A 23,476-nucleotide genomic window follows, 5' to 3' on the forward strand; every position below is an offset into this window, starting at 1 on the left:
TGAGTACGTGAATTTGGTATCGTTCTTCTCGGGTCAAGTGTTTGTAGGTCATGGTGCTTCGTTGAGACTGGCTGGTCACAAAGAGCCCATCCTATTGACTCTTGGCCCACCCTATTTCTGAACGTTGCACTTCGTACTTGAATCCGCCACCCCATAAATACAAAACCCACACCGACCGGGGGTGGCTCCGGCCGCAATGGTTATGCTTGGAAGGATAGACATGGCCCGAGGCCAGCCTTCCCCCAACACTCCCGCCAACACCCCCATCGCCCCCTGGCTTCATGAACAAAAGCGGCATTCTTCTTCACATCGCCGGCCTGTGGCTGCTCTCGGCCCTCGACGCCTCCGGAAAATGGCTGGTCATGGCCGGCGTGTCGGTCCTGATGGTGGCCTGGATGCGTTACGCCGTGCATACAGCGCTGATGACGGCCGTGGTGCTGCCCTCGCGCGGGCGGGCGATCTTCCGGACCAAGTCGCTGCCGCGCCAGCTGGTCCGCGGCCTTCTGATGATCACCACCACTGTGCTGTTCTTTTCGGTGCTGGGCCGCCTGCCGCTGGCCGAGGCCACGGCCATCAACTTCATGGCACCCCTGTTCCTGATGATGATGGCGCCATGGCTGCTGCACGAGCCGCACCGGCTGCACCGCTGGCTGGGCGTGCTGGCCGGTTTTGCCGGCATGCTGATCGTGGTGCGGCCCGGTGCGCAGCTGGACCCGATCGGTGTGGCGCTGGGCCTGGCCACAGCCCTGGCCTTTGCGTTTTTCCAGATTGCCACCCGCCGCGTGGCCCACGACGATCCGCTGACGACCAACTATTACGGCGGCCTGTTCGGCACCATCACCCTGACACTGGCTCTGCCCTGGTTCTGGACCACCCCCGACCTGTCGCTGTGGCAGTGGCTGCTGCTGGTGTCCACCGGCCTCACCGGCTTTCTCGGTCACTGGCTGCAGATTGCCGCCTTCCGCCACAGCCCGGCCACCCTGCTGGCGCCCTTCAGCTACCTGCAAATCGTCGCCGCCGCCACGCTGGGCTGGCTGGTGTTTGGTCAGGTGCCGGGCCAGACCACGGCGCTGGGCATCGCGCTGATCTGCCTGGCCGGCCTGGGCGTGGCACTGACCGAGGCACGCATGGCCTGGGTCCGCTCGCGCGCGCTGCGCGAGGCGCGCTGACGCGTCAGGCCTGAAACAGCGGCAGGTCGGCTTTTTTCAGCGTGCGCAGCACGAAGCTGGACTTGCTGTGGCGTATGCCCTTGATCTTGTAGAGGCGCTCGCGCAGCAGGCGCTCATAGTCGCGCGTGCCACTGACGGCGATGCGCAGCAGGTAGTCGTAGTCGCCCGAGACCAGGTAGGCCTCGATCACCTCGGGAATTTTCGCCAGCGTTTCGCCGAATTTTTCCAGCGTGTTGTCCGAATGGCTGTCCAGCGTGACCTGCACCAGCACGGTGTCGCTGAGGTCCAGTGCCGCGGCATTGATGCGCACGGTGTAGCCCTCGATGACGCCGGACTCCTCCATCTTCCTGATGCGGGTCCAGCACGGCGTGTGGCTCAGGCCAACCGCCTGGCCGATCTCCTGCAGGCTGGCGCGGGCATTGGCCTGCAGCACCTGCAATATTTTCCGGTCTGTTTTATCCATACAGCAATATTTCCTTCATTTATCGACTTGTGAAGGAATTATTGCTTAATAGCCAGCCAATCTGAAGAAATACAGAAGCACTTTCTGCGGCGCCTGGCCGATACTTCTTTCTGGCGAGCACACTTACCGGTGTGTGTTGCAAGGCAGGCGCAGCAAGGGGTTACCGCCCCTTGCTGCGCCTGGGCATGTCTGCCGCTGCCGTATGCCGTTTTCCCGACGGACCCTCAGGCGAACTTGCGCAGCGCATCGAGCGCCAGCCCGGTGCCAATGCTGCCGAACAGATCGCCCTCGACCCGGCGCGCCTGCGGCAGCAAGGCAGCAATACGCGCCCGCAGCAGCGGCACGCTGCTCGAACCGCCGGTAAAAAACACCGTGTCCACCGCGTCGGCCGGCACGCCGGCATCACGCAACAGGCCGGTCACGCTGCGCTCCACCGCGCCGACCAGCTCCCCGATGGCGGTGTCGAAATCGGCGCGCTGCAACACCAGGGTTTCGCCGGGGGCGATGCGCCCCAGGTCCATGGATGTGCGCGGCGCGTCCGACAGCGCGATCTTGGCTTCCTCCACCTGCATCGCCAGCCAGTGCCCGGCGCGTTCGCTCACCAGGTTTTGCAGGCGCGCGAGTTTGTCTTTCTCCTGCGCCTCGCGGTGCAGCTCGCCGATCTGCGACCAAGCCTGCCGGGTGTAGGCAAAGTTGATGGTGTGCCAGGTCGCCAGGTTGAAGTAATGGGACGACGGCATCTGCAGGCCATTCCTGAGCCGGCTGCCCAGGCCCAGCATGGGCATCACGCTGGCCAGGCTGAGGTACTTGTCGAAGTCGGTGCCGCCTATGTGCACGCCGCTGCTGGCCAGGATGTCGTCGCGCCGGTCGGCCCGGCCGGCGCGTTCGGGCGCCAGGCGCACCAGCGCAAAGTCCGAGGTGCCGCCGCCGATGTCAACCACCAGCACCAGCTCTTCGCGCGTGACCTGCGACTCGTAGTCAAAGGCCGCGGCAATCGGTTCGTACTGGAAGGCAATGTCGTGCAGGCCGACGCCGCGCGCGATCTCGGCCAGCGTGTTTTCCGCCTGCCGGTCGGCCGCCGCGTCGCCATCGACAAAAAACACCGGCCGCCCGAGCACGGCGCGGGTGAAGTCACGGCCCACCGCGAGTTCAGCGCGGCGCTTGAGCTCGCCGATGAACTGCGCCAGCAGCGCACGAAACGGCAGCGCGCGGCCGGCCACCTCGGTCTGCTCGTCAATCAGCGCGGTCCCGAGCAGGCTTTTGAGCGAGCGCATCAGCCGCCCTTCATCACCCGCCAGGTAGTCGGCCAGCGCGGCGCGGCCGTAACTGATGTGCCCGTCTTCGGCGTGAAAAAACACCACCGACGGCAAGGTGGGCTTGCCGCCTTCCAGCGGCAGCAGGGCCACCTGCCCCGGGCCGGCGCCGCCGCAGCCCGCGGTGGAGTTGGAGGTCCCGAAGTCGATGCCGCAGGCATCGATCAGCGCTGGAAAAGCGCCCGCCATCAGGGCCGGGGAAAGCCGCCGTCGGCCCAGGCCGTGGCGCTGGCGCGGCTCAGCTTGAAGGCCGGCGAGACACGCACCTGCGCGAGTTGCTCGCCCGCCTCATCATGCGCGCCCAGCACGGCATAGGGGTTGTCTTCATCGGGCACGATGTCCAGCGACACGGTGATACGCGCACCGCGCGAATCCACTTCCAGGCGCTGGTGCAGCGTGGCATGCAGCTGCTGCTCATGGCGGCGCACAAACTCCGACGCGGTCTTGACCAAGGTGCTGAAGGCCGGGCCGTCGAGCGGCTTGGGGTTTTTCTTGTCGCGCCCCATGGTCCAGGGGCCCACCAGCGCCGGCTCGGGCTCGCCGTCCTTGATCATGGCCACCGCCCAGCCGTCGTCGTCTTCGTTCTTGAGCACGCGGGCCGTCCAGCCGTCGCCGCACCACAGGCGCGGCTGCTGGACAGGAATGTCGGGATCGGAAAAAGGGTCGGAGGAAGAAGGGTCGGACGGGAAGCTGGCGGTATCGGTCACAGGGGTCGTTTCAGTCAAAAAAAGCGCGGCGGTGCGCTGTCTGTCATCAGCCATTTTACCGCCTGCACCCCGCTACGCGGCCGCGCACCTGCCGGCTGTTCTGCTTTGCAGAATACGCTCCCCGCGTAAACCTTGATGACACGCCGGCAGCGGGCCGCTACGCTTGAATCTTCAGATGTCCTGCAACCTCCGGAGACTTTCATGACCAACCGCCGCGCGTTTATTGCCAGCACCACAGCGGCTGTGGCCGGTGTGGCCCTTCCCTCCCTGGCCCGTGCGCAGGCCTACCCCTCACGCCCCATCAAATACATCTGTCCCTGGCCGGCGGGGGGCTCCACCGACGCGGTCATCCGTTCGCTGGCCGAAAGCGCCGGCAAGGTGCTGGGCCAGACCATCATCGTCGAGAACAAACCCGGCGCTGGCGGCATGCTGGGCGCCATCGAGATGCTGAGTGCCAAGCCCGACGGCTACACGCTGACGCAGATACCGCACGGCGTGTTCCGCATTCCGCACATGCAGAAAGTTGCCTACGACCCGCTCAAGGACTTCACCTGGATCGCCTGCCTGACCGGCTACACCTTTGGCCTGGTCGTGCCCGCCGATTCGCCGATCAAAAGCATCAAGGACCTGGTGGCCTACGCCAAGGCCAACCCCGAGAAGTTCACCTATGGGTCTACCGGCACCGGCACCAGCCCGCACCTGGCGGTCGAGGAATTTGCGCAGCGCGCCGGCATCAAGCTCACCCACGTGCCGTTCAAGGGCAATGCCGACAACATGCAGGCCATCCTGGGTGGCCACGTGATGGCGGCCAGCGACGCCACCGGCTGGGGCCCGCATGTGGAGTCGGGCAAACTGCGCCTGATCGCCACCTATGGCAGCAAACGCACCAAGCGCTGGCCCAACGTGCCGACGCTGACCGAGCTGGGCTACGACACCGTGTCGGACTCGCCTTTCGGTGTGTGCGGCCCCAAGGGCATGGACCCGGCCATCGTGGCGACGCTGCACGAAGCCTTCCGGAAAACGCTGAACGACCCGGCCGTGCTGGCCACCTTCGACAAGTACGACCAGTCGGTGATTTACATGAACACGGCGCAATACACCAAGTTCGCCCGCGAAACCTTTACCGCTGAAAAAGCGACGATAGAGCGGCTGGGCATGAGCTTCAAGGGCTGATCCCGGCCCGCCGGCGCTTGCCGGCGCTTAATTGGCAGGCAAACTGTCGCAAGCCACGACTGGCAAGCCTTTCGTGGCTTTTTTGCGTGCTTATCCACAGATTCGTGCACAGGATGCGTGGGCAACCTGGGTACCGCGTTGGCGGGAGTACCCGGTGCAGGGCATGCCCGCGGGGACAAATGAGGTCCTTGGGGAAAGCCGCTTCGCATCAGGATTTCTGACTTCATTTTCATTTTGTTTCAATTCCCCGCGCCTCGGTCGCCGGCCTCTTGTCCCCAGAAGCCGGGCAGCGGCAAGTCCTTCATCAGGCCGGCCTGCGTTATGCTGGTTGTCTCCCCTTTTTTTCGGTGCCGACATGACCTTCCAAGCTTTCCAGATCCTTCCGGCCGTGCTGGTGGCGGCCATGCTGTTGTTGAGCGGCTGCAAGGACGCGCCCGACGCCCCAGCCAAAGCCGGCGCCACCCCGGTATCCACCGCCGCCGTGGCCGCCGAGGCCAAGGGGTTCAGCGTCGGCTCGACCATGAGCACACGCACGGTTTATGTTTTCTTTGATGCCCAGTGCCCCCATTGCAACGCGCTATGGCTGGCCGCCAAACCACTCAGGTCACAGGCGAAATTTGTCTGGATTCCCGTCGGCATCCTCAATGCGTCCAGCACGGCCCAGGGCGCGACGCTGCTGGCCGCGAAAGATCCGGCGGCCGCCATGGATGAACACGAGGCCTCCATGCAAGCGAGGAGCGGCGGCATCAGCGCCGGTAGCGACATCGCGGCCCAGAAAGAGATGGTGGCGAAAAACACCGCCCTGCTGACCCGCCTGGGCTTTGCGTCGATCCCGACCATCATCGGCACCCATGCCCAGAGCGGTGCGCTGGTGACGCAGGAAGGCTCCATGCCGACCGCGGCCCTGGCCGCGCTGCTCGGCCTGCAGGTGCCGGCCGCCCCCTGAAGCGTCTGGCTTACCAGCGAAAAGTGGCTTCAGCCCAATCAAGACGGACGCGAGCAGCTATTGAAGTGATAGCAACCTGAGGCCGGTCCGTGCCGGCAGTGTCTAAAAGAGAACGCGGCTGCGGATGGTGCCCGGCACCCCGGCCAGTTTGGCCAGCGCCATGTCCGACGAAGCGGCGTCGATGTCGATCACCACATAACCGATGGCTTCATTGGTCTGCAGGTACTGCGACGCGATGTTGATGTTGTTGTCCGAGAACACGCGGTTGATCTCCGCCAGCACACCCGGCACGTTGCGGTGGATGTGCAGCAAGCGATGTTTGCCCGGGTGTGCCGGCAGCGCCACCTCGGGGAAGTTGACCGAGGAGGTCGAGGTGCCGTTGTCGCTGTACTTGACCAGTTTTTCCGCCACTTCGACACCGATGTTTTCCTGTGCCTCCATGGTGGAGCCGCCGACGTGCGGCGTCAGGATCACGTTGTCCAGGCCGCGCAACGGCGACTCGAACACCTCCTTGTTGCTGCGCGGCTCGACGGGAAACACGTCGATCGCCGCACCCAGCAGTTTTCTCTGGCGCAGGGCTTCGGCCAGCGGCTCGATCTCGACCACGGTGCCGCGCGAGGCATTGATCAGCACACTGCCGGGCTTCATCGCGGCAATCTCGGCCGCACCGATCATCCATTGCGTGGCCTGGGTCTCGGGCACATGCAGGCTGACCACATCGGACTGCGCCAGCAGATCCGTCAGCTTGCCGGCCTGGCGCGCATTGCCCAGCGGCAGCTTGGTGACCACATCGAAAAACACCACCTGCATACCCAGCGCCTCGGCCAGCACCGACAGCTGCGTGCCGATGGAGCCGTAACCGATGATGCCCAGCGTCTTGCCGCGGATCTCAAAAGAGTTTTCGGCCGACTTGAGCCAGCCGCCGCGGTGGGCGACAGCGCTTTTCTCGGGCACGCCGCGCAGCAGCAGGATGGCCTCGGCCAGCACCAGCTCGGCCACCGAACGGGTGTTGGAAAACGGCGCGTTGAACACCGCAATGCCGCGCTCGCGCGCCGCGTTCAGGTCGACCTGGTTGGTGCCTATGCAAAAGCAGCCGACCGCCGCCAGTTTCGTTGCATGGGCAAACACGTCGGCGGTCAGCTGGGTGCGCGAACGGATGCCGACAAAATGGGCGTCGGCAATCTTGCGCTTGAGCTCGTCGCCTTCCAGGGCCCCCGTGAGGCTTTCGATCTGCGTGTAACCCGCCGCCTGAAGCACCGCCACGGCCGAGGGATGGATGCCCTCCAGCAGGAGAAACTTGATCTTTTTCTTGTCGGTCGAGGTTTTGCTCATGGCGCTCAGGCAGGTGGTGGAGGACCGAAGTATGAACCAAGCCCTGCGGGTGGGTCGTTCCGGCCGCTTTTGCCCGCATGGCAAAAAGGTTGTCGCGACCGCGCGGTCGCGCTTTGTCAGTCGACGGGTGCGGGCGCCTCGCGCGCCAGCGCCTGCCGCCGGCTGGTGAACTGCGCCAGCGCCACACCCACCAGCGTCAGCCCGGCACCGGCCAGCTTGATGGCGGTGTACTGCTCGCCGGCGAACAGCCAGGCCACCAGGCCGGCGACCGGCGGCATCAAATACATCAGCGGCGCGGTGCGGGCCACGCCGCGCACCGCGTTGACCCAGCCCCAGACCAGCCAGCCCAGAAAGGCCGACACCGTGACCGACCAGACCAGGCTGGCCCACACCGCCAGCGAGGCGTCGCCCCACGGTGCCGACAGGCCGGCCGGCAGCGAGAGCAGCAGCACCGGCACGCTGCCGAGCAGGGTTGCGTAGGCCATGGTCACGACGCCCCCGTGGCGCTCGATCAGCGGTTTGGCGGCCACCGTGTACCAGGAGAAAAAACTCGCCGCGACCAGCAGGAACAGGTCGCCGCCGGTGGCACGCCAGTTGCCGCCCAGCAGCTTGTCGGACAGGAAGATCAGCACACCGGCAAAAGCCACGGCCACGCCGCCAATCTGCGCCTTGTGAAGTTTCTCCACCCCCATGAAACGCAGGATCAGCAGCGTGAAGATGGGGCCGCAGGCCAGGATCAGCGAGCTCGAAAACGCCGTGGACCAGTGGATGCCATACGTCACCATGCCCACGTGCAGGAAATGCCCGGCAAAACCCAGGCGCGCGAGTTGCCAGAACTCGCGGCGCGTGATGCGCGGAAACTGCGTGCCGAAACGCCAGGCCAGCAAGGCCAGCGCGCACAGCGGCATGATCAGGTAGCGGGCAAACAGGAAGCCGCCGGGGCCGACCACGTTGAAGACAAACTTCTGCAGCGAAAAGTTGATGCCCCAGATCACCACCAGCACCAGCGCAGCGGCCAAGGCGATGGACGCACGGCGGAGTTTTTTCTGTTCGGGGGTCATCGCGCCGTGTTCCGTGAAAGTTTGAGGTCAAACAGGCCTGTAGCCCAATGGATGCGGGCGCAAGCAGCTATCAATTTAGAAGCATACCAGCTTCCGGCCAGGTCCGCAGGGTCGCCGTCACGGCGCCGGGCGGGGCTTCAGAAGTTGCTGCCGACTAGCGCCTCCAGCCGGGCCGGGTCCACCGGCTTGGTGAAATGGTGGTCAAAACCCGCCTCCTGCGCCTTGCGTTTGTCGTCGGCCTGGCCCCATCCGGTCAGGGCGACGATGACCGGGGCAGGCGCCTGCCCGAGCGCGCGAATCCTGCGGCAGGCCTCGTAGCCGTCCATGCGCGGCATGCCGATGTCCAGAAAAATGAAGTCGGGCCGAAAGGCTGCGGCCGCCTCGATGGCCTCGGCGCCGTCATGGGCGGTGCGCACCTCGTGCCCCAGCATGCCCAGCAGGCTCGCCAGTGTCAGCGCGGCATCGACATTGTCGTCAGTCACCAGAATCCGGCGTGGCTCGAAAGCGCCCGCGTGGCGCCGGACCGAACCGGTCGCCGTACCAGGACCAGCGCCAGTGCCCGCGTCTACGTCTACGTCTGCGTCTGCGTCTGCCGCCGGCAGGGCCGGCGCGGCGCCGCCGGCGACGGGCAGCCAGACGATGAAGCGGCTGCCGGGGCCGTCGCTGCGTCTTTCGGCGCGGATGCTGCCGCCGTGCATCTCGACAATCTTGCGCACCAGCGTCAGGCCGATGCCCAGGCCGCCCTGGGCCTGCGGCGTGGCCGGGCTGGAGTCGCCCTGAACGAACATGTCGAAGATGCGCGTGCTCAGGTGTTCCGGTACACCGACGCCGTTGTCCTCGATGCTGACCGTCACGCCCCGTGCGTCGGCGGCCACATGCAACGCCACCGAGCCTCCTTCGGGCGTGTATTTCGCGGCGTTGTTGAGCAGGTTGGTGAACGCCTGCGACAGGCGCACCAGATCGGCCGTGAGCACAATCGGCTGGTCCGGCATGGTGACGGTGAAGGCGTGTTGCCGATCAAGGAGGACCGGCCGGCTGGTTTCCGCCGCGCTGCTGATGGCGTCCCCGAGCCGGATCGGCTCCAGCCGCAGCTCCAGCTTGCCGCGGCTGATGCGGCTGACATCGAGCAGGTCATCGACCAGGCGCGTCATGTGCGCGATCTGGCGCTCCATGATGGCCCGGATGCGTTCCAGGGAGGCCGGATCGTCCGCCCCCTGCCGCAGGATTTCCACGCTGTTGCGCAGCGGCGCCAACGGGTTGCGCAGCTCATGGGCCAGCATGGCCAGAAACTCGTCTTTCATGCGGCTCATCTGTTCGGCCTCGCTGCGCGCGGCGCGCTCGTTGTCGAGCAGCTTTTCGCGTTCCTGCGCGGCCTGCCTGGCCACTTCATAAAGCCGGGCGTTGTCGATGGACACCCCGGCCTGCGCCGCAATGCCGGTCACCAGCCTTTCGGCCCGTTCGTCGAAAACACCGGCATCCGGATGGCCGAAAAACAGGCCCCCTATCACCTCCGCAGAGCCCGACGCAACCGGTACGGCCAGGTAACTGCGGATCGGCACATCCCCCCGCCGGGCCGAGGCCTCGTAGCGCGCGTCCTTCGACAGGTCCTCGAGATGGACCAGCGGCGCGCCGCTGAGCGTGAGGTCGAACAGCGCACCGGCCTGCGGCAGGCCGCAGCTGTCGAAGTCCTGCTCGGCGATGCCGGCCACCGTCCGCAGGAAAGGGCTGTTGCCGCCCTGGGCCGCAGTGTTGTAGAAAAAGACGCCCACTTTGGCGCCGCTGATTTCCGTGGCCGCGTCAATGACCGCCTGCGCCAGCATGCGCACGTCGAGCTTGGCCGTCAGGATGGTGCCGGTCTTGTTGAGCAGTTCCAGCACCCGCGCCTTCTTGCGCAGGGCATCCTCGCTGCGCCGCTGTTCCGTGATGTCGCGGAAAACCCAGACCCGCCCGACATGCTGGCCTTCCACGATCTGGATCTTGGAGGAACGTTCGTAGACCCGGCCATCACGCAGCTGGAGCAGATCAAAACTTTCCGCCGGCGAGTGGCGGTAGATCTCGTGGACCCGGTCCAGGTAGTGCTGCGTATCCTCGACCTGCTGGCTCGCCACGGCCAGCAGCCTTTCGTGATCGCGAAATGCCATGAGTTCGTCGGACAGCCCCCACATCCGGACGTACTGCTGGTTGAAGCCCGTGACCTGCGCGTTGTCATCGGTGACCAGGATGCCGTCGCGGCTGGCCTCCAGGGTGGCCCGGACCATGGACAGCGACAGCGCCAGTTCCGTCGTTTTCTGCTCCAGCCCGTCCCCGGCGGCCACCAGCACACCTTCGGCCCGCTGGCGTGCCCGCAGAATGCTCTGCGCATTCTGCAGGGCGACCGAGCGTAGCAGGCGGTCTTCGTCGTCGGAGGCCTTCATCATCGTCCTTCTTCGGGCATCTCTACCCCGGACCGGACCGGCGGCACCACGCCGACAAACACGCGCGGGTCCGCCCGGAAGTGCAAGGGCCGGGAAATGCTGCCAATAGGCAGGGTCGGAATATGCATGGTGCTTTACTATAAGGAAGTCTGCCCGGCGCAGATGTAGGCAAAAGGCGGATTGTGAGGGCAAAGCCCGCTTTGCGTACCGACGCACTGCCGCCGGCCCGACGCCACCCCCGACAAACGCCCCTCACCCGAAAGGAAGACCTTTGAAATTCAAAATGGCTGAAAAGTCGCTTTTTGCCATCCTGCTGCGTTCGCCATGGTGGATCAGCTTTACCATTGCCGTCGCCTTCGGGCTGGCTTCCAAGGCCCTGCTGCCCGCGCAGTATTTTGTATTTGGTGCCCTCGGCGGCCTGCCCTTTGCCGTGATCGGCGTGATCGCCGCCTGGCGGCAGTTCAGCGCGCCCAGCACCGCCCACGTCGAGGGCACCCTGGCGCAGCTGGAGGCCCTGTCCTGGCGCGATTTCTCGGCCGCCGTCGAGCAGGCGTTTGTCCGCGAGGGGTACGCGGTGCGGCGCCTGGACGGCGCGGCGGCTGATTTTGTTCTGGTCAAGGCAGGCCACACCACGCTGCTCGGCTGCAAGCGCTGGAAAGCCGCCCGCCTGGGCATCGAGCCCTTCCAGGGCCTGCAGGCCGCGCTGGGCGCCCATCAGGCCAACAGCGCCCTGTGCATCGCCACCGGGCAGGTGACGGACAAGGCACGCCAGTTTGCGGCCGAACACCAGATCCGCGTCATGCAGGGCACCGAACTGGCCCAGTTGCTCAAGCCGGTGCTGGCGAAAACCGCCAGGGCCTGAGGCCGGTTTTGCTGCTGTTTTGATAGCTATCAGCGTAGGTAGCCATTAGGCCAGAGGCATTTTTCGTTACAAGTCGCCAGCCTGGGACTTCAGCGCTGCCGCACGGCCTTCATCACCGGGTAGGCACTGGCCATCCACAGGTACATCAGCGCACCGGCCAGCAAGGCCGCCGCGGCGATTTCCAGCGACAGCGTGAAGCCCTCTCCCAGGCTGCGGCTGTGCCGCAGCAGCACGGCGACCAGCGGCGGGCCGGCAATCTGGCCGATGCCGTACATGGCGGTCAGCAGGCCCATGTAACTGGCAGCCGCGGCCGGCCGCAGCCGCCGCACTTCCTGCATGGCAAAAAAGGTGATGGCGGTGAACGGAATACCCAGCAGCAGGCTGCCGATCGCGAAACCGGCCAGGTTGGGGCTGAACACGCTGGCCGCGATGCCCAGTGCCTGCACCGTGTAGGCGCCGGCCAGCAGGTAGCGGAAATCGCCGGTGGCCGGAATGCGGGTGGCCAGCAAGGCGCCGGTCACCACGCCGAGGCCGAAGATGGGCCAGAAAAAATCGATCCAGACCGACCCCGGCATGGCTTCGCGGGCAATCACCGGCAAAAAGGTGGCGGTGATGATGTAGCCAAAACCGGCCAGCCCGTAAGCCAGGGCCAGCAGAAGCATCTGCTTGCGGCCGGCCGGTGCCTGGCTGCTGGCTGGCGTGCTGGCCGGTGCATTGGCTGCACTGCCGCCCTGCCCGGCTCCGCGTTCCTGAAAGGTGCGCCACACGCTGGCCGTCAGCACGGCGGCGAGCACGCCGAAAATCAGCCAGCCGGTGGCAGCCTTCCACTGCAGCGCGACCATGGCGCTGGCAAACAGCCCGCTCAGGGCGATGCCCGCGCCCGGGCCGGCGTACATGATGCCGCCCAGCGCCGGCGCGCCCAGCCGGGCGAGCTGCGCCAGGCACCAGCCCGAGGTGTAGACAAACACCAGCGCACTGGCCACGCCGGCCGCAAAACGCAGCAGCGGCCAGACAGCCGGCAGGTGCAGGGCCATGCCCAGCGTCAGCAGCGTGGTGGCGACCAGGCCCGCACGCACCCAGCTGGAGGCGGCGACAGCCGGCAGAAAACGCAGGTGTTTCCAGATCCAGGGCTGGAAGGTGCACAGCAGTGCACCGACGAGGTAACCCAGGTAATTGGCGCTGGCCAGCCAGCTGGCCGACGGCAGGTCGATCACACCATCGCCGAGCATCATGGGCAGCAGCGGTGTGAAGGCAAAACGGCCAATGCCCATGGCCGCGGCCAGCGACAACATGCCGGCGATGGCAATCGCCCAGCGGCTCACAGGCGCCCGGCTCAAGGCTTGCTGCCCGCGGCCGGGTTTTGCGTCAGTGCGATGCGGCGGCGCAGGCGCGCGGCCGCCTCCGTGTCTGCGCCCTTTTCTGCCAGCTGGAGTTGCACGCCCAGCCAAGCCAGCAAGGGCCGGCGCCAGCCCTGGCCGGAGGCGGTGTCCACCGCCTGCTGCAGCACGGCCGGGCTGGCCCGGCCGGCGCGAAACATCACGCCGGCGGCGACCAACTGCGACAGCGGGTCGCTTATGGCTTTCAGCGCCGCGGCATCCGCACCGGCGGCGGCTGCGGCACGTTGCGGTGCGGGCAACAGGGCCATGTCCTGCGGCTGCAATTGGCCCGCAAGGTAGTCGGCATAGGCGCGCTCGGCGGCCGGCGCATCCGGCCGAAGCGGTTCAAACCCGGCACAGGGTTCCAGCACCAGGCTGGCGACACGGCTGGCGCAACGCAGCAGTTCGGCCCGTGCCATCAGGTCGCTGCGGCCGGTGCTGGAGAGTTCGCTGCGCGCGCGCGCGAACTCCTGCGCCTCGACGCGCGAATTGCCTTCGAGATAGGCGGCGACCGCCCGCTCCATCGCGGTCTTGGCCTCCATCTGCCAGTCGGGGGCCTTCGGGCCGCTGCCGCAGGCCGCCAGCGACAACAAGGACAACAGGGACAGGACGGACAGGCAACGTGAAAGGAGTCTCATGGCAGCTTGATCTCCGTGTCGCGGGCAAACGGCCACTTGCGGTTGATCTCGTTGATCAGGCCGTCCACCTTGCGCAGGCTGGATTCGACCTCGCCGCGCAGCGCCCCGAGGTCGTCGGTGGCGGCGCGGGCGTTGGCGCCCACGGCCTGGGCTTCGACGAGCACCGCGTCGACTTTTTTCAGGCTGTTGCGCGCTTCGCCGAGCAGGGTATTGAGCTGCACCACCGTGGCCCGCGCTTCCGGCATCACGCCATTGGCGCCAAACACCTGGGTGTCGGTCTTGGCCGCCAGGCCGTCGAGCTTGGTCAGCAAGGCGTTGGTGCGGTCCAGCGTGGCGATCAGTTTTTTGGCTTCGGCGTCGTTGCCCAGCAGCACGCTCAAGGCGCCGCCCGGTCCATTGAGCCTGTCCGTCAGTTTCTGGACGTTGGCGAGGCTGGCACCTATCGCGCCGCCGCTGGCCGTCAGGCTGTTGAGGTTGTCAATCAGGTCCTTGGCAGCGGCCACCAGCTTGGGCACTTCGGCGCCGGCGTCGCCGCGCAGCACTTCGCGCACCGCGCCGTCCGGCAGCAACGGATCCTTGAGCATGCCGGTGTAGGCGCGGATGTTGGTGCTGCCCACCAGCCCGCGCACCAGGGTGAACACGCTGGACGTGCGCAACCAGTGCGCGTCCTTGGTCGGCACATCCACAATGATGCGGGCCTTACCGTCTTCGGCCAGCTCGATGCGGCGCACGCGGCCAATCGGGAAACCCGCAAACGTCATGTCCATGCCGACCACCACGCCTTCGGAGTCGTCGGACAGCAGCACCAGTTTCTGGGTGCTCTCGAAGGCGCCGCGCGCATACAGCACGTAAAGCGCCGAGCCCACCACCAGCACCGCCATGAAGACCAGCAGCAGCAGCGCCTTGAACTCGAGGTTGGCGACGGGCGGCATGGCCACGCTGCTGCCGGGCGGCGGCTCCGGCGGCGCAAGCGGGGATGGGGGTGGCAGGGGTTGGCTCATGGCTTGAAAGGAATGGAGGATCCGGACGGAATGTTGGTTGAATGTTGGCTACTGGTTAGTAGTAGTTGCCCACGAGGGACACCACCTCGATGACCAGGATGACCGCAAACATGCGCACCAGCATGCGCAGTTCGGCGCTGGCGCGAAAACGCAGCTCCGCCGTGTCGTACAGGGCCGATGCCATCGGGATCAGCGACACGGCCAGGCTGAAAAACAGGGTTTTCAGCACGAAGATCAGGGTCACGTCGGGGTTGAACACTTGGCCGAAGAGCCGCGTGTACACCGCCACACCCGACAGCGTGAAACCGTAACTGGCCAGGTAGGCCATCACCAGCGCCACCACGCAGCTCAGCGCGGCCAGCGTGACCGTGGCGAAAATGCCGGCCGTCACACGCGGCAACACCTCCTGGCGGACCGGGTCCAGGCCGCGCTGCTGCAAGTCCTGCAGCTCACCACGCTGGCGCATCAGCGACAGCTCCACCCCGCTGGCGACGGCGCAGCGCAGGGCAACGAACATGGCGGCCGTCAGCGGAATCAGCTCCAGCACCAGCACGCGAATGACAACCTGCAAGGCGTACTGCGACAGGCCGTAACTGAGCGCGGTGACGATGACGATGCGCGTGATGACCACGGTGATCAGCGCGCACATCAGCGTGAACCCCAGCAGATTGGGCGCGGTGTTGAGGTAGATGTGGCGCGCCAGCGCCCGGCGGTTGTCGCGGGCGTAACTCGACGGCGACAGGGCCAGGACCAGGATCAGCGCGCCGAGATGGATCAGGCGCCACCAGCCCACCAGCCAGTTCCGCGCCCTGTGGTTCAGTTCTGCCATCGTGCCACGCCGATCAGCCAAGGGAGTCATCCGGCCATGATACTGCGCGCCTCAGGCCAGCGGACCTGCTTCGAGCGGGAGCGATCCGTTGGGAATACCCGCGGACAGGTTGAGCGCCTGTGCGCAGCGCGCTACGTCCCCGCGGTCGCCCCGCCACAAGGCGCTGATGTAGGCCCGGTAGGCCGGGTGCCAGCCGCCGGCTTCTTCCAGCCCAACCAGCGCGCCGCCGGCGGAGATCAGGGCCTGCACATGGGCCGCCACCTCGGTGGCCAGGGTGCAGGCGGTGTTGATGACCCTGTCGGCATCCTCGTCCTGAGGGTTCAAAGCGGTGATCCCGAACAGGGAAAAGACCTGCGCCAGCGTCGCCTCGTAAGCGGCGTCAAAGATTTCCTCACCGGTGACCGGGTCCAGCGTTCTCTCCGCGGGAAAGGCCGCCTGCCCGGCGGCGGCCAGCAGTTGCTCGTGAAACAGTGCACTCATGCGTGTAGTCTTCCGTGTTCATGATTCGCAGCCGGAGCGGCGGCGATGGCCGAAAGTTTAGGGCATGCCGGGCATGGCCGCTGGTGGCGGGCCCGCCAGGGCACGGCAGTAAGCCAGGAAGTCATCCATCTCGCTGGCCTTGTCGAAGACCGCGTCGGCCCGCAGCGCCAGGCATTTGCGGCGCACCTCCTGGCTCAACTGGCTGCTCAGCACCACCACCCGCTGGTCCTCCCTGCGCGTGATGCACCAGTTGAGCGCCCCCACGCCGCTGCCCTGCCTCAAGTGCAGGTCGACCACCGCGAGATCCCAGGCGCTGTCGTGGGACGAGAGCCAGTTCGTCGCGGAGACTTCGTTGTCGGCATAAAACAGCACGTCCACCCCGGGTATCTCCCGGAGCGCTTCCACGATCAGGGCTCTCAGCACCCCGTCGTCTTCAATGACGAACACCCTCAGGGAGGAAGGCCCCGCCCTGCCGCCCGATCCGCCAACCCAGTTCATGCGCACATCCGCCGGGCTCGCGCCCGGCCAGCCCACAGCGTGCGGTGGATGTCGTTTTTCGCCATGGTGACTCTTGGAAAGCTGCAACAGCCAACAGTCTAGGCAGGGGCTGCCCCTGTGCAATCGCTTTTCAGCCCCGACGTGATGTAGGACAAGCGGGTGTGGGCACGCCGATCGCGCCGCCCCGTTCGGGCGGCATGGGGCAATGCGCATCAGGGTCCGGCGTCAGGCCGGTTCTTTTCCCAGATCGCCAGCAGGATCAATCCGTAGCTCAGGATGCGAATCATGTAATACACCGGAACATCCTCCGGGATGTCGCTGTTCAGGCCCATGTGGATGCGGCTGAAGCCTTCGATCCAGAACGACAGGGCAAAGTAGAGAAAAAAGCGGTCCCTGCTGGTGCACCAGTATCTGAAAAAAAACAGCCCCACCGCAAGGGAACCCAGTGCGATGGCACCGGCCAGCATGTCCTGAACCATGGCTTACTCCTCTTCCCAGATCAGGCCAAACAGCATGAGCACGACAGCCGCCAGCGCGGCCACGAGGCGCCACAGGGCCAGGTCGGCCATCGGGAACACCAGCTTGTCCAGTACCAGCAGGACGTTGTTGACCGACAGACCCAGGAAACACAGGCCGCTCCAGAAAAGCAGACGATGACCGGACCGCTGGTATCCGCGCAGCGACAGCCAGGCGCAGGCGACCGAGGTCAACGCGCACAGGGAATAAATCAGTTCAGCCATGGTTCAGGCATCCTTTCGCCAACGGAAGGCATCTGCAAACTTCTGCGCCCGTTTGTCCCGCTTGTCCGCCTTGGAGTGAATCAGGTGGGTCACCTCGACCAGGTGATGGGCATACACCTCTGCGAGGCCGTCAAGCATCTGGCGCAGTTCCCGCGAAGCCGGCTGGTAGCGGAACTGCGGAGCGTCCGGCATGGAACTTTCAACCACGCCGGCGGCCTCCAGCTCGGCGAGCAGTTCCTGTGCCCTTTTTTCGCTCACATACAGCCGCTGCGCCACTTGCCGGACAGGCCACCGTGTCTCGGGCTGGCTGCGCAGCAGCAGCAACGCCTCCAGGTAGGGGATGGAACTGACACTGGTCAGCAGAAAACGCCGCACGTCATCGGACAGGGCCGCGATAACGCCGGAAGCGGCAGACGCGGCAAAGTCGGGTTGATCTGGCTGCGTCGAGGTCATCGCTTGCCCGAGCGCCCCCTGGCGCGGCAGCACGAGGCCAAGGTCATGTCACGAGCCCATTCTTTCGCTGTGCGGCCTGGCTGATGACAGACAGCAGGAAGTCGATATCCGCCGGCTTGACGACGTGGTGGTCGAAGCCGGCTTTCTGCGAGCGCTGCCGGCTTTCAGCCTCGCCATAACCGGTCAGCGCAATCAGGAGTGCGTCGCGTGTCTCGGGAAGTTGCCGCATCTGCTGCGCCACTTCGAAACCATTCATGCCGGGCAGGCCGATGTCGAGGATCACGATGGCGGGCATGAACTCCCTGGCAACCGCCAGGGCCGACTCACCGTCGGTGGCGACCCTGGCCACATAACCTTCCGACTCCAGCAGCACCTTCATGGTGTCGGCTGAGGCCAGTAAATCGTCCACCACCAGGACGCGAACCAGCCCGGCCAGACGTGGGGCGGCGGCGGGCGGCCGGGTCGCAGGCAGCGGGAGGTCGTCCTCGGTGGCGAGACGGGCCGGCAGGGACACGGAAATTTCGGTGCCCCGGTCGGGGCCTTCGCTAAAGGCGCTGACCTTTCCGCCGTGAAGCTCCACCAGATGCTTGACCAGGGTCAGCCCGATGCCCAGACCGCCCTGGGGACGATCCAGCGCCTGATCACCCTGGGCAAACAGGTCAAACACGTGCGGCAGGAAGGCCGGGTCTATTCCCTGACCGTTGTCCCTGACCGAAATCCGCAGTTCCTGCCCCGAGAACGCAGCGGCCAGGCCAATCTGCCCGTGCACCGGCGTGAACTTCGACGCGTTGTTGAGCAGGTTGGACAGGATCTGGGACAACCTCACCATATCGCCTTCGATCACCACGGCTTCCCCGGGAAGCTCCACCGACAGCTGCTGCTGGCGCGCCCTGATCAGCGGCTCGCTGGCCTCCACGGCGCGTTCGCAAAGTGTGGCCAGGGCCAGCAACTCCGTCTTCACGCTGACCTTGCCGCGCGCGAAGCGTGACACATCCAGCAAGTCATCGACCATGCGCGACATGTGGTCCACCTGGCGTCCGATCACATCGCGAGCCCAGACCAGGGTGGGATCCTGCAGTTCGGTGCCATGCAGGATGCGCACCGCATTGCTGATGGGCGCCAGCGGATTGCGCAGCTCGTGGGCCAGCATGGCGAGAAATTCATTTTTCCGTGCGTCGGCCTCCTGGACCAGGGTATAAAGCCGCGCGTTTTCCATCGCGATGGAGGCCCGGCTGACCACCTCATCGATCAAGGACATCCGGGCGCATTCGAAGTGCTGGCGCTGGCCGAACAGCAGCAGTGCCCCCAGGGGCCGGTCGCCCGCAAACAGGGGGCAAACCGCAGTCTGCTCGATGTTTTCCGGCAGGATCGCCTGGCTGCCCTCCTCCCACAACACCAGCGGCGGGACCAGCTCAATCTGGCGGGATGCCGTGGCCAGGCGGACCGCCTGCGTCAGCTGCGGATGAAGCTTGCGCCGCTGCGCCAGGGCATGGCCGGGAACGGGCGACGAGCCGTTTGCCGGATCCTGCAGGCCGGTGCAGCGGAGGTCACCGTGATCATCCGTCAGCGCCACGGCCGCCAGTTCGGCCAGGGAAGGAAGGGCAATCTGGAACAGCGTACGGATCGTGTCGTCGGTATTGAGCGAACGCGACAACAGCCGGCTGGCCTCGGACAGGTAGTTGGCCCGCCGGATCGCTTCCTCCGCCGCCGAACGGGCGGCTTCGGAATGGGCCAGCGCCTCGCGCTGCACCATCTGCACCTGAAGCTGGCGATTCATGCGGTACAAGTCAACAAACACCCTGACCTTGGAGCGCAGGATTTCAGGCACCACGGGCGTCGAAATATAGTCCACGGCACCTAGGGCGTAACCCTGGATGGTCTGCAGTTCATCCGCATAGGCCGTGATGAACAGAATCGGCGTCTGGGCGGTTTTCCTGTACTGGCGAATCAGCTTGGCGGTCTCCAGCCCGTCGATGTCGGGCATGTTGACGTCCAGCAGAATAACCGCAAACTCCATCTTCAGGATCAGCCGCAGGGCTTCCTTGCCAGAGCGGGCATGAACCACGTTCTGGTTGAGTTCTTCCAGAACGCTGCCAAACACGACATGTTTTTCCGACAGGTCATCCACCACCAGGATATTGACCCTCTCCTCGTCGCCACCCTGCGACACCGCCGCCGGTGCAAACACGGCGCTCATTGCGGCAACCATGCGCGCAACACCGCCAGCAGGTCCTCGGTGTTGACCGGTTTGGACAGGTAGTCCCAGGCTCCGGCTTCTATGCATTTTTCCCGGTCGCCTTTCATGGCCTTGGCCGTGACGGCAATCATGGGCAGGTTCCTGCCGGCCGGCAGCTTGCGGATGGCCTGCATGGTGGCCATGCCATCCATCTCCGGCATCATGATGTCCATCAGGACCAGCTGGATCTCTGGATCGGCGGCAATCCGCGCTATCGCGTCGCGCCCGTTGTCGGCCCACACGATGTCCATGGCCTCCTCCTCGAGCACGGTGGCCAGCGCAAAAATATTGCGCATGTCATCGTCCACGATCAGCACCCGCTTGCCGGCCAGCGACTTGTTGGACTCGTGCAGGTTTTTCAGCAAGGCATGTTGCTGCATGGACAGGCGCGCCGGGTTGATGTGCAGCGAGTGGATCACCTGGTCCAGCAGCTTGGGCACGGAGCGCGCCTCCCGCACGTTGATCTCACCGCGGGAATGCCAGGCGCGGGACTCCTCCGCATCAATGAGCCCGTCGCGGTAGACCACCAGAGGCAAGGGCCCGAGTGAAGGGTGGGCGGCCAGCACCTCGCGCCACTGGGCCAGGCACTCGTCCATGGACGCCTCATCGGCGATCAGGCAGTCGAAGCTGCCGGTTCTGAGCAACTCGGCGATGTCCCGGCCGGAAGCGGCCTTCACGGTGCTGACGCGCTCGTCCTCCAGGTAGGTACTGATCTGCCGGCGGATATCGGCATCGCCGATATGCAGCAACACATTCCGTCCTGGCCGGGTCACGTAGAGGTGCAGCTGCTCCAGCATCCGGTCGAGGATCTCCTTTTGCGCAATTGGCTTGCCGACAAAGGCGAAGGCGCCGGACCGGTAGGCCCGCTCCATGGCGTCATCGGTGGAGATCACGCAGACCGGAATATGCCGCACCCCCATGTCCTGCTTGAGCCTGTCCAGCACCCGCCAGCCGTCCATATCAGGCAAGTACATGTCCAGCGTGATGGCAGAGGGCATGAACTGGGTGGCCAGCGTCAGCGCACCCGCGCCGCGGGAAGTCACCAGGCCCTTGAACCCCCTGGCACGCGCAGCATCGAGCAAAAAGTCCGCAAAAGCGACGTCGTTTTCAACAATCAGCAACACCTGGTCGCCAGGCTGGATGTTCTGGCGGTCGTCCTGGGCGTCATCGCCCGGCATGGCCAGCATGTCCCCGGCCGCTGGCAGCGCGGCAGTTCTGGCAAACAGACCCGCCCCCTCAGCCCTGGCATCGGCGAGGGTGGCCAGCTTGCGAACCGCACGCGTGGTCGGAAAGTTGAGCGGCAGGTAAAGCACAAAGCTGCTGCCCTCGCCGGGCCTGCTGGACAGCCGGATTTCACCGCCCAGCAGCTTGGAGAGTTCCCGGCTGATGGCCAGGCCCAGGCCGGTCCCGCCGTATTTTCGGCTGGTACTGCCATCGGCCTGCTGGAAGGCTTCAAAAATGATCTGCTGCTTGTCGGCTGAAATGCCGATGCCGGTATCGCTGACGGTGAAGGCCACCACCTGCTGGGCGCGGTTGAGCTCGTCGTGGTCCGGACTCCAGCCCGAATAGGCCTCCTCGATCGCGAGCGCCACATGCCCCTGATGGGTGAACTTGAAGGCATTGGACAACAGGTTCTTGAGGATCTGCTGCAGGCGCTTGAGGTCGGTGATCATCGAGGTGGGCAGCTCGGTACCCGTGGTGATCAGGAATTCGACATTCTTCGCTTCGGCCACATGGCGGAAGGTGCGCTCCACATACTGCTGGAGGTCGGACAGGCGAATCTCGCTGATATCGACCACCACTGTCCCCGACTCGATCTTGGACAGGTCAAGGATGTCGTTGATGAGCATCAGCAGGTCGTTGCCCGAGGAGTGGATGGTCTTGGCAAACTCGACCTGCTTGGGCCGCAGGTTGCCTTCGGAATTCTTGCAAAGCTGGTCGGACAGGATCAGCAGGCTGTTGAGCGGCGTGCGCAGCTCGTGCGACATGTTGGCCAGAAACTCGGACTTGTACTTGGACGTCAGCGAGAGCTGCTTGGCTTTCTCCTCCAGGGCCTGGCGCGCCTGCTCGACTTCCTGGTTCTTGCGCTCGACCTCGTGGTTCTGGTGCGCCAGCAGCCTGGCTTTTTCCTGCAGCTCTTCGTTGGTCTGCTGCAGTTCCTGCTGCCGGCTTTGCAGTTCCTGCGCCAGGGACTGGGACTGCGTGAGCAGGTCTTCGGTGCGCATGTTGGCTTCAATCGTGTTGATCACGATACCGATACTTTCCGTCAGCTGATCCAGGAAGGCCTGGTGCGCGGGGTTGAAGCGTTCAATTGACGCGAGCTCCATGACGCCCCGGACCTGCCCTTCAAAAATAATCGGCAGGACCAGGATGTTCAGCGGCGCCACCTCGGTCAGGCCGGAGGAAATTTTCAGGCTGGCGGGCATGGACGAGGTCAGCAGGATTTTCTGCTTGTCGTAGGCGCACTGACCCACCAGGCCCTGGCCCAGATCGATTTCCTTGCCATAAGCGCCCTGGCCTTCCGAGGCGTAGCTGGCCATGAGGCGCAGGCGCGGCTTGTCCTGGGTGTAGCGCAGCACGTAAAACTCCGCCTGCTGGGCGCCGACCACGGGCGCCAGCTCGGAGAGAATCAGGTGGCCCACCGCCACCAGGTCTTTCTGGCCTTGCAGCATGCGGCTGAACTTGGCCAGGTTGGTCTTGAGCCAGTCCTGCTCGGTGTTGACCTGGGTCGTGTCCTTGAGATTACGGATCATCTCGTTGACCGTGTCCTTCAGCGCAGCCATCTCGCCGAGCGCCTCGACCGTGATGGAACGCGTCAGGTCGCCCTGCGTCACGGCGGTCGCCACTTCGGCAATCGCGCGCACCTGGGTCGTCAGGTTGGCTGCCAGCTGGTTCACGTTTTCGGTCAACCCTTTCCAGGTGCCAGAAGCGCCCGGCACCTTGGCCTGGCCGCCCAGCTTGCCTTCCACCCCGACCTCGCGCGCCACCGTGGTCACCTGGTCCGCAAAAGTCGCCAGCGTGTCCGTCATGCCGTTGATGGTGTCGGCCAGCGCGGCAATTTCGCCCTTGGCTTCCACCGTGAGCTTGCGGCCCAGGTCGCCGTTGGCCACGGCCGTCACCACCTTGGCGATGCCGCGCACCTGGCTGGTCAGGTTGCCGGCCATGAAGTTCACGTTGTCGGTCAAATCCTTCCAGGTGCCGGCTACCCCCTGCACATCGGCCTGGCCGCCGAGTTTGCCTTCGGTCCCGACCTCGCGCGCCACACGTGTCACCTCCGACGCGAAGGAGCGCAGCTGGTCCACCATGGTGTTGATGGTGTTTTTCAGTTCGAGGATCTCGCCCTTCACGTCCACCGTGATCTTCTTGGACAAATCGCCCGCTGCCACGGCTTTCGTCACGTCGGCGATGTTGCGCACCTGGCTGGTCAGGTTACCGGCCATGAAGTTCACGTTGTCGGTCAAATCCTTCCAGGTACCCGCCACCCCCTGCACATCGGCCTGGCCACCCAGCTTGCCTTCGGTCCCGACCTCTCGTGCGACACGTGTCACTTCAGAGGCAAACGAACGCAGCTGGTCCACCATGGTGTTGATGGTGTTTTTCAGTTCGAGGATCTCGCCCTTCACGTCCACCGTGATCTTCTTGGACAGGTCACCGGCCGCCACCGCGGTCGTCACCTCGGCGATGTTGCGCACCTGCGCCGTCAGATTCGAACCCATGGAGTTGACCGAATCGGTCAGGTCTTTCCATGTGCCGGCCACACCCTGCACGTCGGCCTGGCCGCCGAG

22 protein-coding genes are annotated in these 23,476 nt (G+C 65.2%); 4 read left to right on the plus strand and 18 right to left on the minus strand.

What is annotated here, in order from left to right:
* The first annotated feature begins 281 nt into the window (after positions 1-281).
* The gene (locus B7G52_RS21040; protein ID WP_096699636.1) at positions 282-1,169 is read left to right on the plus strand and encodes a DMT family transporter; all 888 of its coding nucleotides are present in this window, start codon (positions 282-284) and stop codon (positions 1,167-1,169) included.
* A gap of 4 nt (positions 1,170-1,173) precedes the next feature.
* On the opposite strand, the gene B7G52_RS21045 is transcribed toward B7G52_RS21040, so the two are convergent.
* The 3 genes from B7G52_RS21045 to B7G52_RS21055 all read right to left on the minus strand — a co-directional run bounded on the left by B7G52_RS21045 (position 1,174) and on the right by B7G52_RS21055 (position 3,652).
* Positions 1,174-1,632, minus strand: a complete 459-nt coding sequence (locus tag B7G52_RS21045; RefSeq protein ID WP_096665338.1) for an Lrp/AsnC family transcriptional regulator — start codon at positions 1,630-1,632, stop codon at positions 1,174-1,176.
* A gap of 224 nt (positions 1,633-1,856) precedes the next feature.
* Positions 1,857-3,134 carry an Hsp70 family protein gene (locus tag B7G52_RS21050; RefSeq protein ID WP_096699637.1) on the minus strand — a complete coding sequence of 426 codons (1,278 nt, stop codon included), beginning with the start codon at positions 3,132-3,134 and terminating at the stop codon, positions 1,857-1,859.
* Entirely contained in the window at positions 3,134-3,652 is a 519-nt protein-coding gene (locus B7G52_RS21055; RefSeq protein ID WP_205853102.1) for a hypothetical protein, read from the minus strand. The genes B7G52_RS21050 and B7G52_RS21055 overlap by 1 nt, the downstream gene beginning before the upstream one ends.
* A gap of 201 nt (positions 3,653-3,853) precedes the next feature.
* Here B7G52_RS21055 and B7G52_RS21060 point away from each other — a divergent pair, with 201 nt between their 5' ends.
* Together B7G52_RS21060 and B7G52_RS21065 are read left to right on the plus strand one after the other, a co-directional pair.
* Complete coding sequence (locus tag B7G52_RS21060) at positions 3,854-4,825, plus strand: tripartite tricarboxylate transporter substrate binding protein (protein ID WP_096699638.1); 972 nt, start codon at positions 3,854-3,856, stop codon at positions 4,823-4,825.
* Positions 4,826-5,180: 355 nt separating this feature from the next.
* Positions 5,181-5,771: a thioredoxin fold domain-containing protein gene (locus tag B7G52_RS21065; RefSeq protein WP_096699651.1), complete on the plus strand. Its 591-nt coding sequence runs from the start codon at positions 5,181-5,183 to the stop codon at positions 5,769-5,771.
* A gap of 102 nt (positions 5,772-5,873) precedes the next feature.
* Here the strand turns inward: B7G52_RS21065 and serA are convergent, their stop codons facing one another.
* The 4 genes from serA to B7G52_RS24355 form a co-directional block, all read right to left on the minus strand.
* Complete coding sequence (gene serA / locus B7G52_RS21070) at positions 5,874-7,103, minus strand: phosphoglycerate dehydrogenase (protein WP_096699639.1); 1,230 nt, start codon at positions 7,101-7,103, stop codon at positions 5,874-5,876.
* A gap of 116 nt (positions 7,104-7,219) precedes the next feature.
* Positions 7,220-8,164: a DMT family transporter gene (locus tag B7G52_RS21075; protein WP_096699640.1), complete on the minus strand. Its 945-nt coding sequence runs from the start codon at positions 8,162-8,164 to the stop codon at positions 7,220-7,222.
* 137 nt (positions 8,165-8,301) lie between these two features.
* A complete protein-coding gene (locus B7G52_RS21080; protein WP_096699641.1) occupies positions 8,302-10,581 on the minus strand; it encodes an ATP-binding protein in 2,280 nt (759 codons plus the stop codon).
* Positions 10,578-10,706, minus strand: a complete 129-nt coding sequence (locus B7G52_RS24355; protein WP_256387736.1) for a hypothetical protein — start codon at positions 10,704-10,706, stop codon at positions 10,578-10,580. The genes B7G52_RS21080 and B7G52_RS24355 overlap by 4 nt, the downstream gene beginning before the upstream one ends.
* Before the next feature lie 155 nt (positions 10,707-10,861).
* On the opposite strand from B7G52_RS24355, the gene B7G52_RS21085 reads away from it, so the two are divergent.
* Complete coding sequence (locus B7G52_RS21085; protein ID WP_240523566.1) at positions 10,862-11,440, plus strand: restriction endonuclease; 579 nt, start codon at positions 10,862-10,864, stop codon at positions 11,438-11,440.
* Between the two features lie 89 nt (positions 11,441-11,529).
* On the opposite strand, the gene B7G52_RS21090 is transcribed toward B7G52_RS21085, so the two are convergent.
* The 11 genes from B7G52_RS21090 to B7G52_RS21140 form a co-directional block, all read right to left on the minus strand.
* Positions 11,530-12,732, minus strand: coding sequence for a YbfB/YjiJ family MFS transporter (locus B7G52_RS21090; protein WP_096699652.1), 1,203 nt, complete (start codon positions 12,730-12,732; stop codon positions 11,530-11,532).
* Positions 12,733-12,773: 41 nt separating this feature from the next.
* Complete coding sequence (locus B7G52_RS21095) at positions 12,774-13,454, minus strand: hypothetical protein (RefSeq protein WP_096699643.1); 681 nt, start codon at positions 13,452-13,454, stop codon at positions 12,774-12,776.
* Positions 13,451-14,455: an MlaD family protein gene (locus B7G52_RS21100; protein ID WP_096699644.1), complete on the minus strand. Its 1,005-nt coding sequence runs from the start codon at positions 14,453-14,455 to the stop codon at positions 13,451-13,453. Before B7G52_RS21100 ends, B7G52_RS21095 begins: the two co-directional genes overlap by 4 nt.
* A 55-nt stretch (positions 14,456-14,510) precedes the next feature.
* Positions 14,511-15,314, minus strand: coding sequence for an ABC transporter permease (locus tag B7G52_RS21105; RefSeq protein ID WP_096699645.1), 804 nt, complete (start codon positions 15,312-15,314; stop codon positions 14,511-14,513).
* 21 nt (positions 15,315-15,335) lie between these two features.
* Positions 15,336-15,764 carry a hypothetical protein gene (locus B7G52_RS21110; protein WP_096699646.1) on the minus strand — a complete coding sequence of 143 codons (429 nt, stop codon included), beginning with the start codon at positions 15,762-15,764 and terminating at the stop codon, positions 15,336-15,338.
* A gap of 57 nt (positions 15,765-15,821) precedes the next feature.
* On the minus strand, positions 15,822-16,475 hold the full coding sequence (locus tag B7G52_RS23690) for a response regulator (RefSeq protein ID WP_096699647.1): 654 nt from the start codon (positions 16,473-16,475) through the stop codon (positions 15,822-15,824).
* A complete protein-coding gene (locus B7G52_RS21120; protein WP_240523568.1) occupies positions 16,475-16,741 on the minus strand; it encodes a DUF5985 family protein in 267 nt (88 codons plus the stop codon). The genes B7G52_RS23690 and B7G52_RS21120 overlap by 1 nt, the downstream gene beginning before the upstream one ends.
* A 3-nt stretch (positions 16,742-16,744) precedes the next feature.
* Positions 16,745-17,002, minus strand: coding sequence for a DUF5985 family protein (locus B7G52_RS21125; protein WP_096699648.1), 258 nt, complete (start codon positions 17,000-17,002; stop codon positions 16,745-16,747).
* A gap of 3 nt (positions 17,003-17,005) precedes the next feature.
* A complete protein-coding gene (locus B7G52_RS21130) occupies positions 17,006-17,455 on the minus strand; it encodes a hypothetical protein (RefSeq protein WP_240523569.1) in 450 nt (149 codons plus the stop codon).
* A gap of 43 nt (positions 17,456-17,498) precedes the next feature.
* Positions 17,499-19,664, minus strand: coding sequence for a response regulator (locus B7G52_RS21135; protein WP_240523570.1), 2,166 nt, complete (start codon positions 19,662-19,664; stop codon positions 17,499-17,501).
* The coding region (locus B7G52_RS21140; protein WP_096699649.1) for a response regulator at positions 19,649-23,476 on the minus strand (3,828 nt) is incomplete at its 5' end. The genes B7G52_RS21135 and B7G52_RS21140, both read right to left, overlap by 16 nt.

Source organism: Polaromonas sp. AER18D-145 (assembly GCF_002379095.1).
Taxonomy (GTDB): Bacteria; Pseudomonadota; Gammaproteobacteria; order Burkholderiales; family Burkholderiaceae_C; genus Polaromonas.

Excerpts from the sequence above, each read along its gene's own strand:
- B7G52_RS21040 (WP_096699636.1), top strand. The coding sequence starts at position 282 with ATGAACAAAAGCGGCATTCTTCTTCACATCGCCGGCCTGTGGCTGCTC.
- B7G52_RS21045 (WP_096665338.1), bottom strand. The coding sequence starts at position 1,632 with ATGGATAAAACAGACCGGAAAATATTGCAGGTGCTGCAGGCCAATGCC.
- B7G52_RS21050 (WP_096699637.1), bottom strand. The coding sequence starts at position 3,134 with ATGGCGGGCGCTTTTCCAGCGCTGATCGATGCCTGCGGCATCGACTTC.
- B7G52_RS21060 (WP_096699638.1), top strand. The coding sequence starts at position 3,854 with ATGACCAACCGCCGCGCGTTTATTGCCAGCACCACAGCGGCTGTGGCC.
- B7G52_RS21065 (WP_096699651.1), top strand. The coding sequence starts at position 5,181 with ATGACCTTCCAAGCTTTCCAGATCCTTCCGGCCGTGCTGGTGGCGGCC.
- serA (WP_096699639.1), bottom strand. The coding sequence starts at position 7,103 with ATGAGCAAAACCTCGACCGACAAGAAAAAGATCAAGTTTCTCCTGCTG.
- B7G52_RS21075 (WP_096699640.1), bottom strand. The coding sequence starts at position 8,164 with ATGACCCCCGAACAGAAAAAACTCCGCCGTGCGTCCATCGCCTTGGCC.
- B7G52_RS21080 (WP_096699641.1), bottom strand. The coding sequence starts at position 10,581 with ATGATGAAGGCCTCCGACGACGAAGACCGCCTGCTACGCTCGGTCGCC.
- B7G52_RS24355 (WP_256387736.1), bottom strand. The coding sequence starts at position 10,706 with ATGCATATTCCGACCCTGCCTATTGGCAGCATTTCCCGGCCCTTGCAC.
- B7G52_RS21085 (WP_240523566.1), top strand. The coding sequence starts at position 10,862 with ATGGCTGAAAAGTCGCTTTTTGCCATCCTGCTGCGTTCGCCATGGTGG.
- B7G52_RS21090 (WP_096699652.1), bottom strand. The coding sequence starts at position 12,732 with ATGTTGTCGCTGGCCGCGGCCATGGGCATTGGCCGTTTTGCCTTCACA.
- B7G52_RS21095 (WP_096699643.1), bottom strand. The coding sequence starts at position 13,454 with ATGAGACTCCTTTCACGTTGCCTGTCCGTCCTGTCCCTGTTGTCCTTG.
- B7G52_RS21100 (WP_096699644.1), bottom strand. The coding sequence starts at position 14,455 with ATGAGCCAACCCCTGCCACCCCCATCCCCGCTTGCGCCGCCGGAGCCG.
- B7G52_RS21105 (WP_096699645.1), bottom strand. The coding sequence starts at position 15,314 with ATGACTCCCTTGGCTGATCGGCGTGGCACGATGGCAGAACTGAACCAC.
- B7G52_RS21110 (WP_096699646.1), bottom strand. The coding sequence starts at position 15,764 with ATGAGTGCACTGTTTCACGAGCAACTGCTGGCCGCCGCCGGGCAGGCG.
- B7G52_RS23690 (WP_096699647.1), bottom strand. The coding sequence starts at position 16,475 with ATGCGCATTGCCCCATGCCGCCCGAACGGGGCGGCGCGATCGGCGTGC.
- B7G52_RS21120 (WP_240523568.1), bottom strand. The coding sequence starts at position 16,741 with ATGGTTCAGGACATGCTGGCCGGTGCCATCGCACTGGGTTCCCTTGCG.
- B7G52_RS21125 (WP_096699648.1), bottom strand. The coding sequence starts at position 17,002 with ATGGCTGAACTGATTTATTCCCTGTGCGCGTTGACCTCGGTCGCCTGC.
- B7G52_RS21130 (WP_240523569.1), bottom strand. The coding sequence starts at position 17,455 with ATGACCTCGACGCAGCCAGATCAACCCGACTTTGCCGCGTCTGCCGCT.
- B7G52_RS21135 (WP_240523570.1), bottom strand. The coding sequence starts at position 19,664 with ATGGTTGCCGCAATGAGCGCCGTGTTTGCACCGGCGGCGGTGTCGCAG.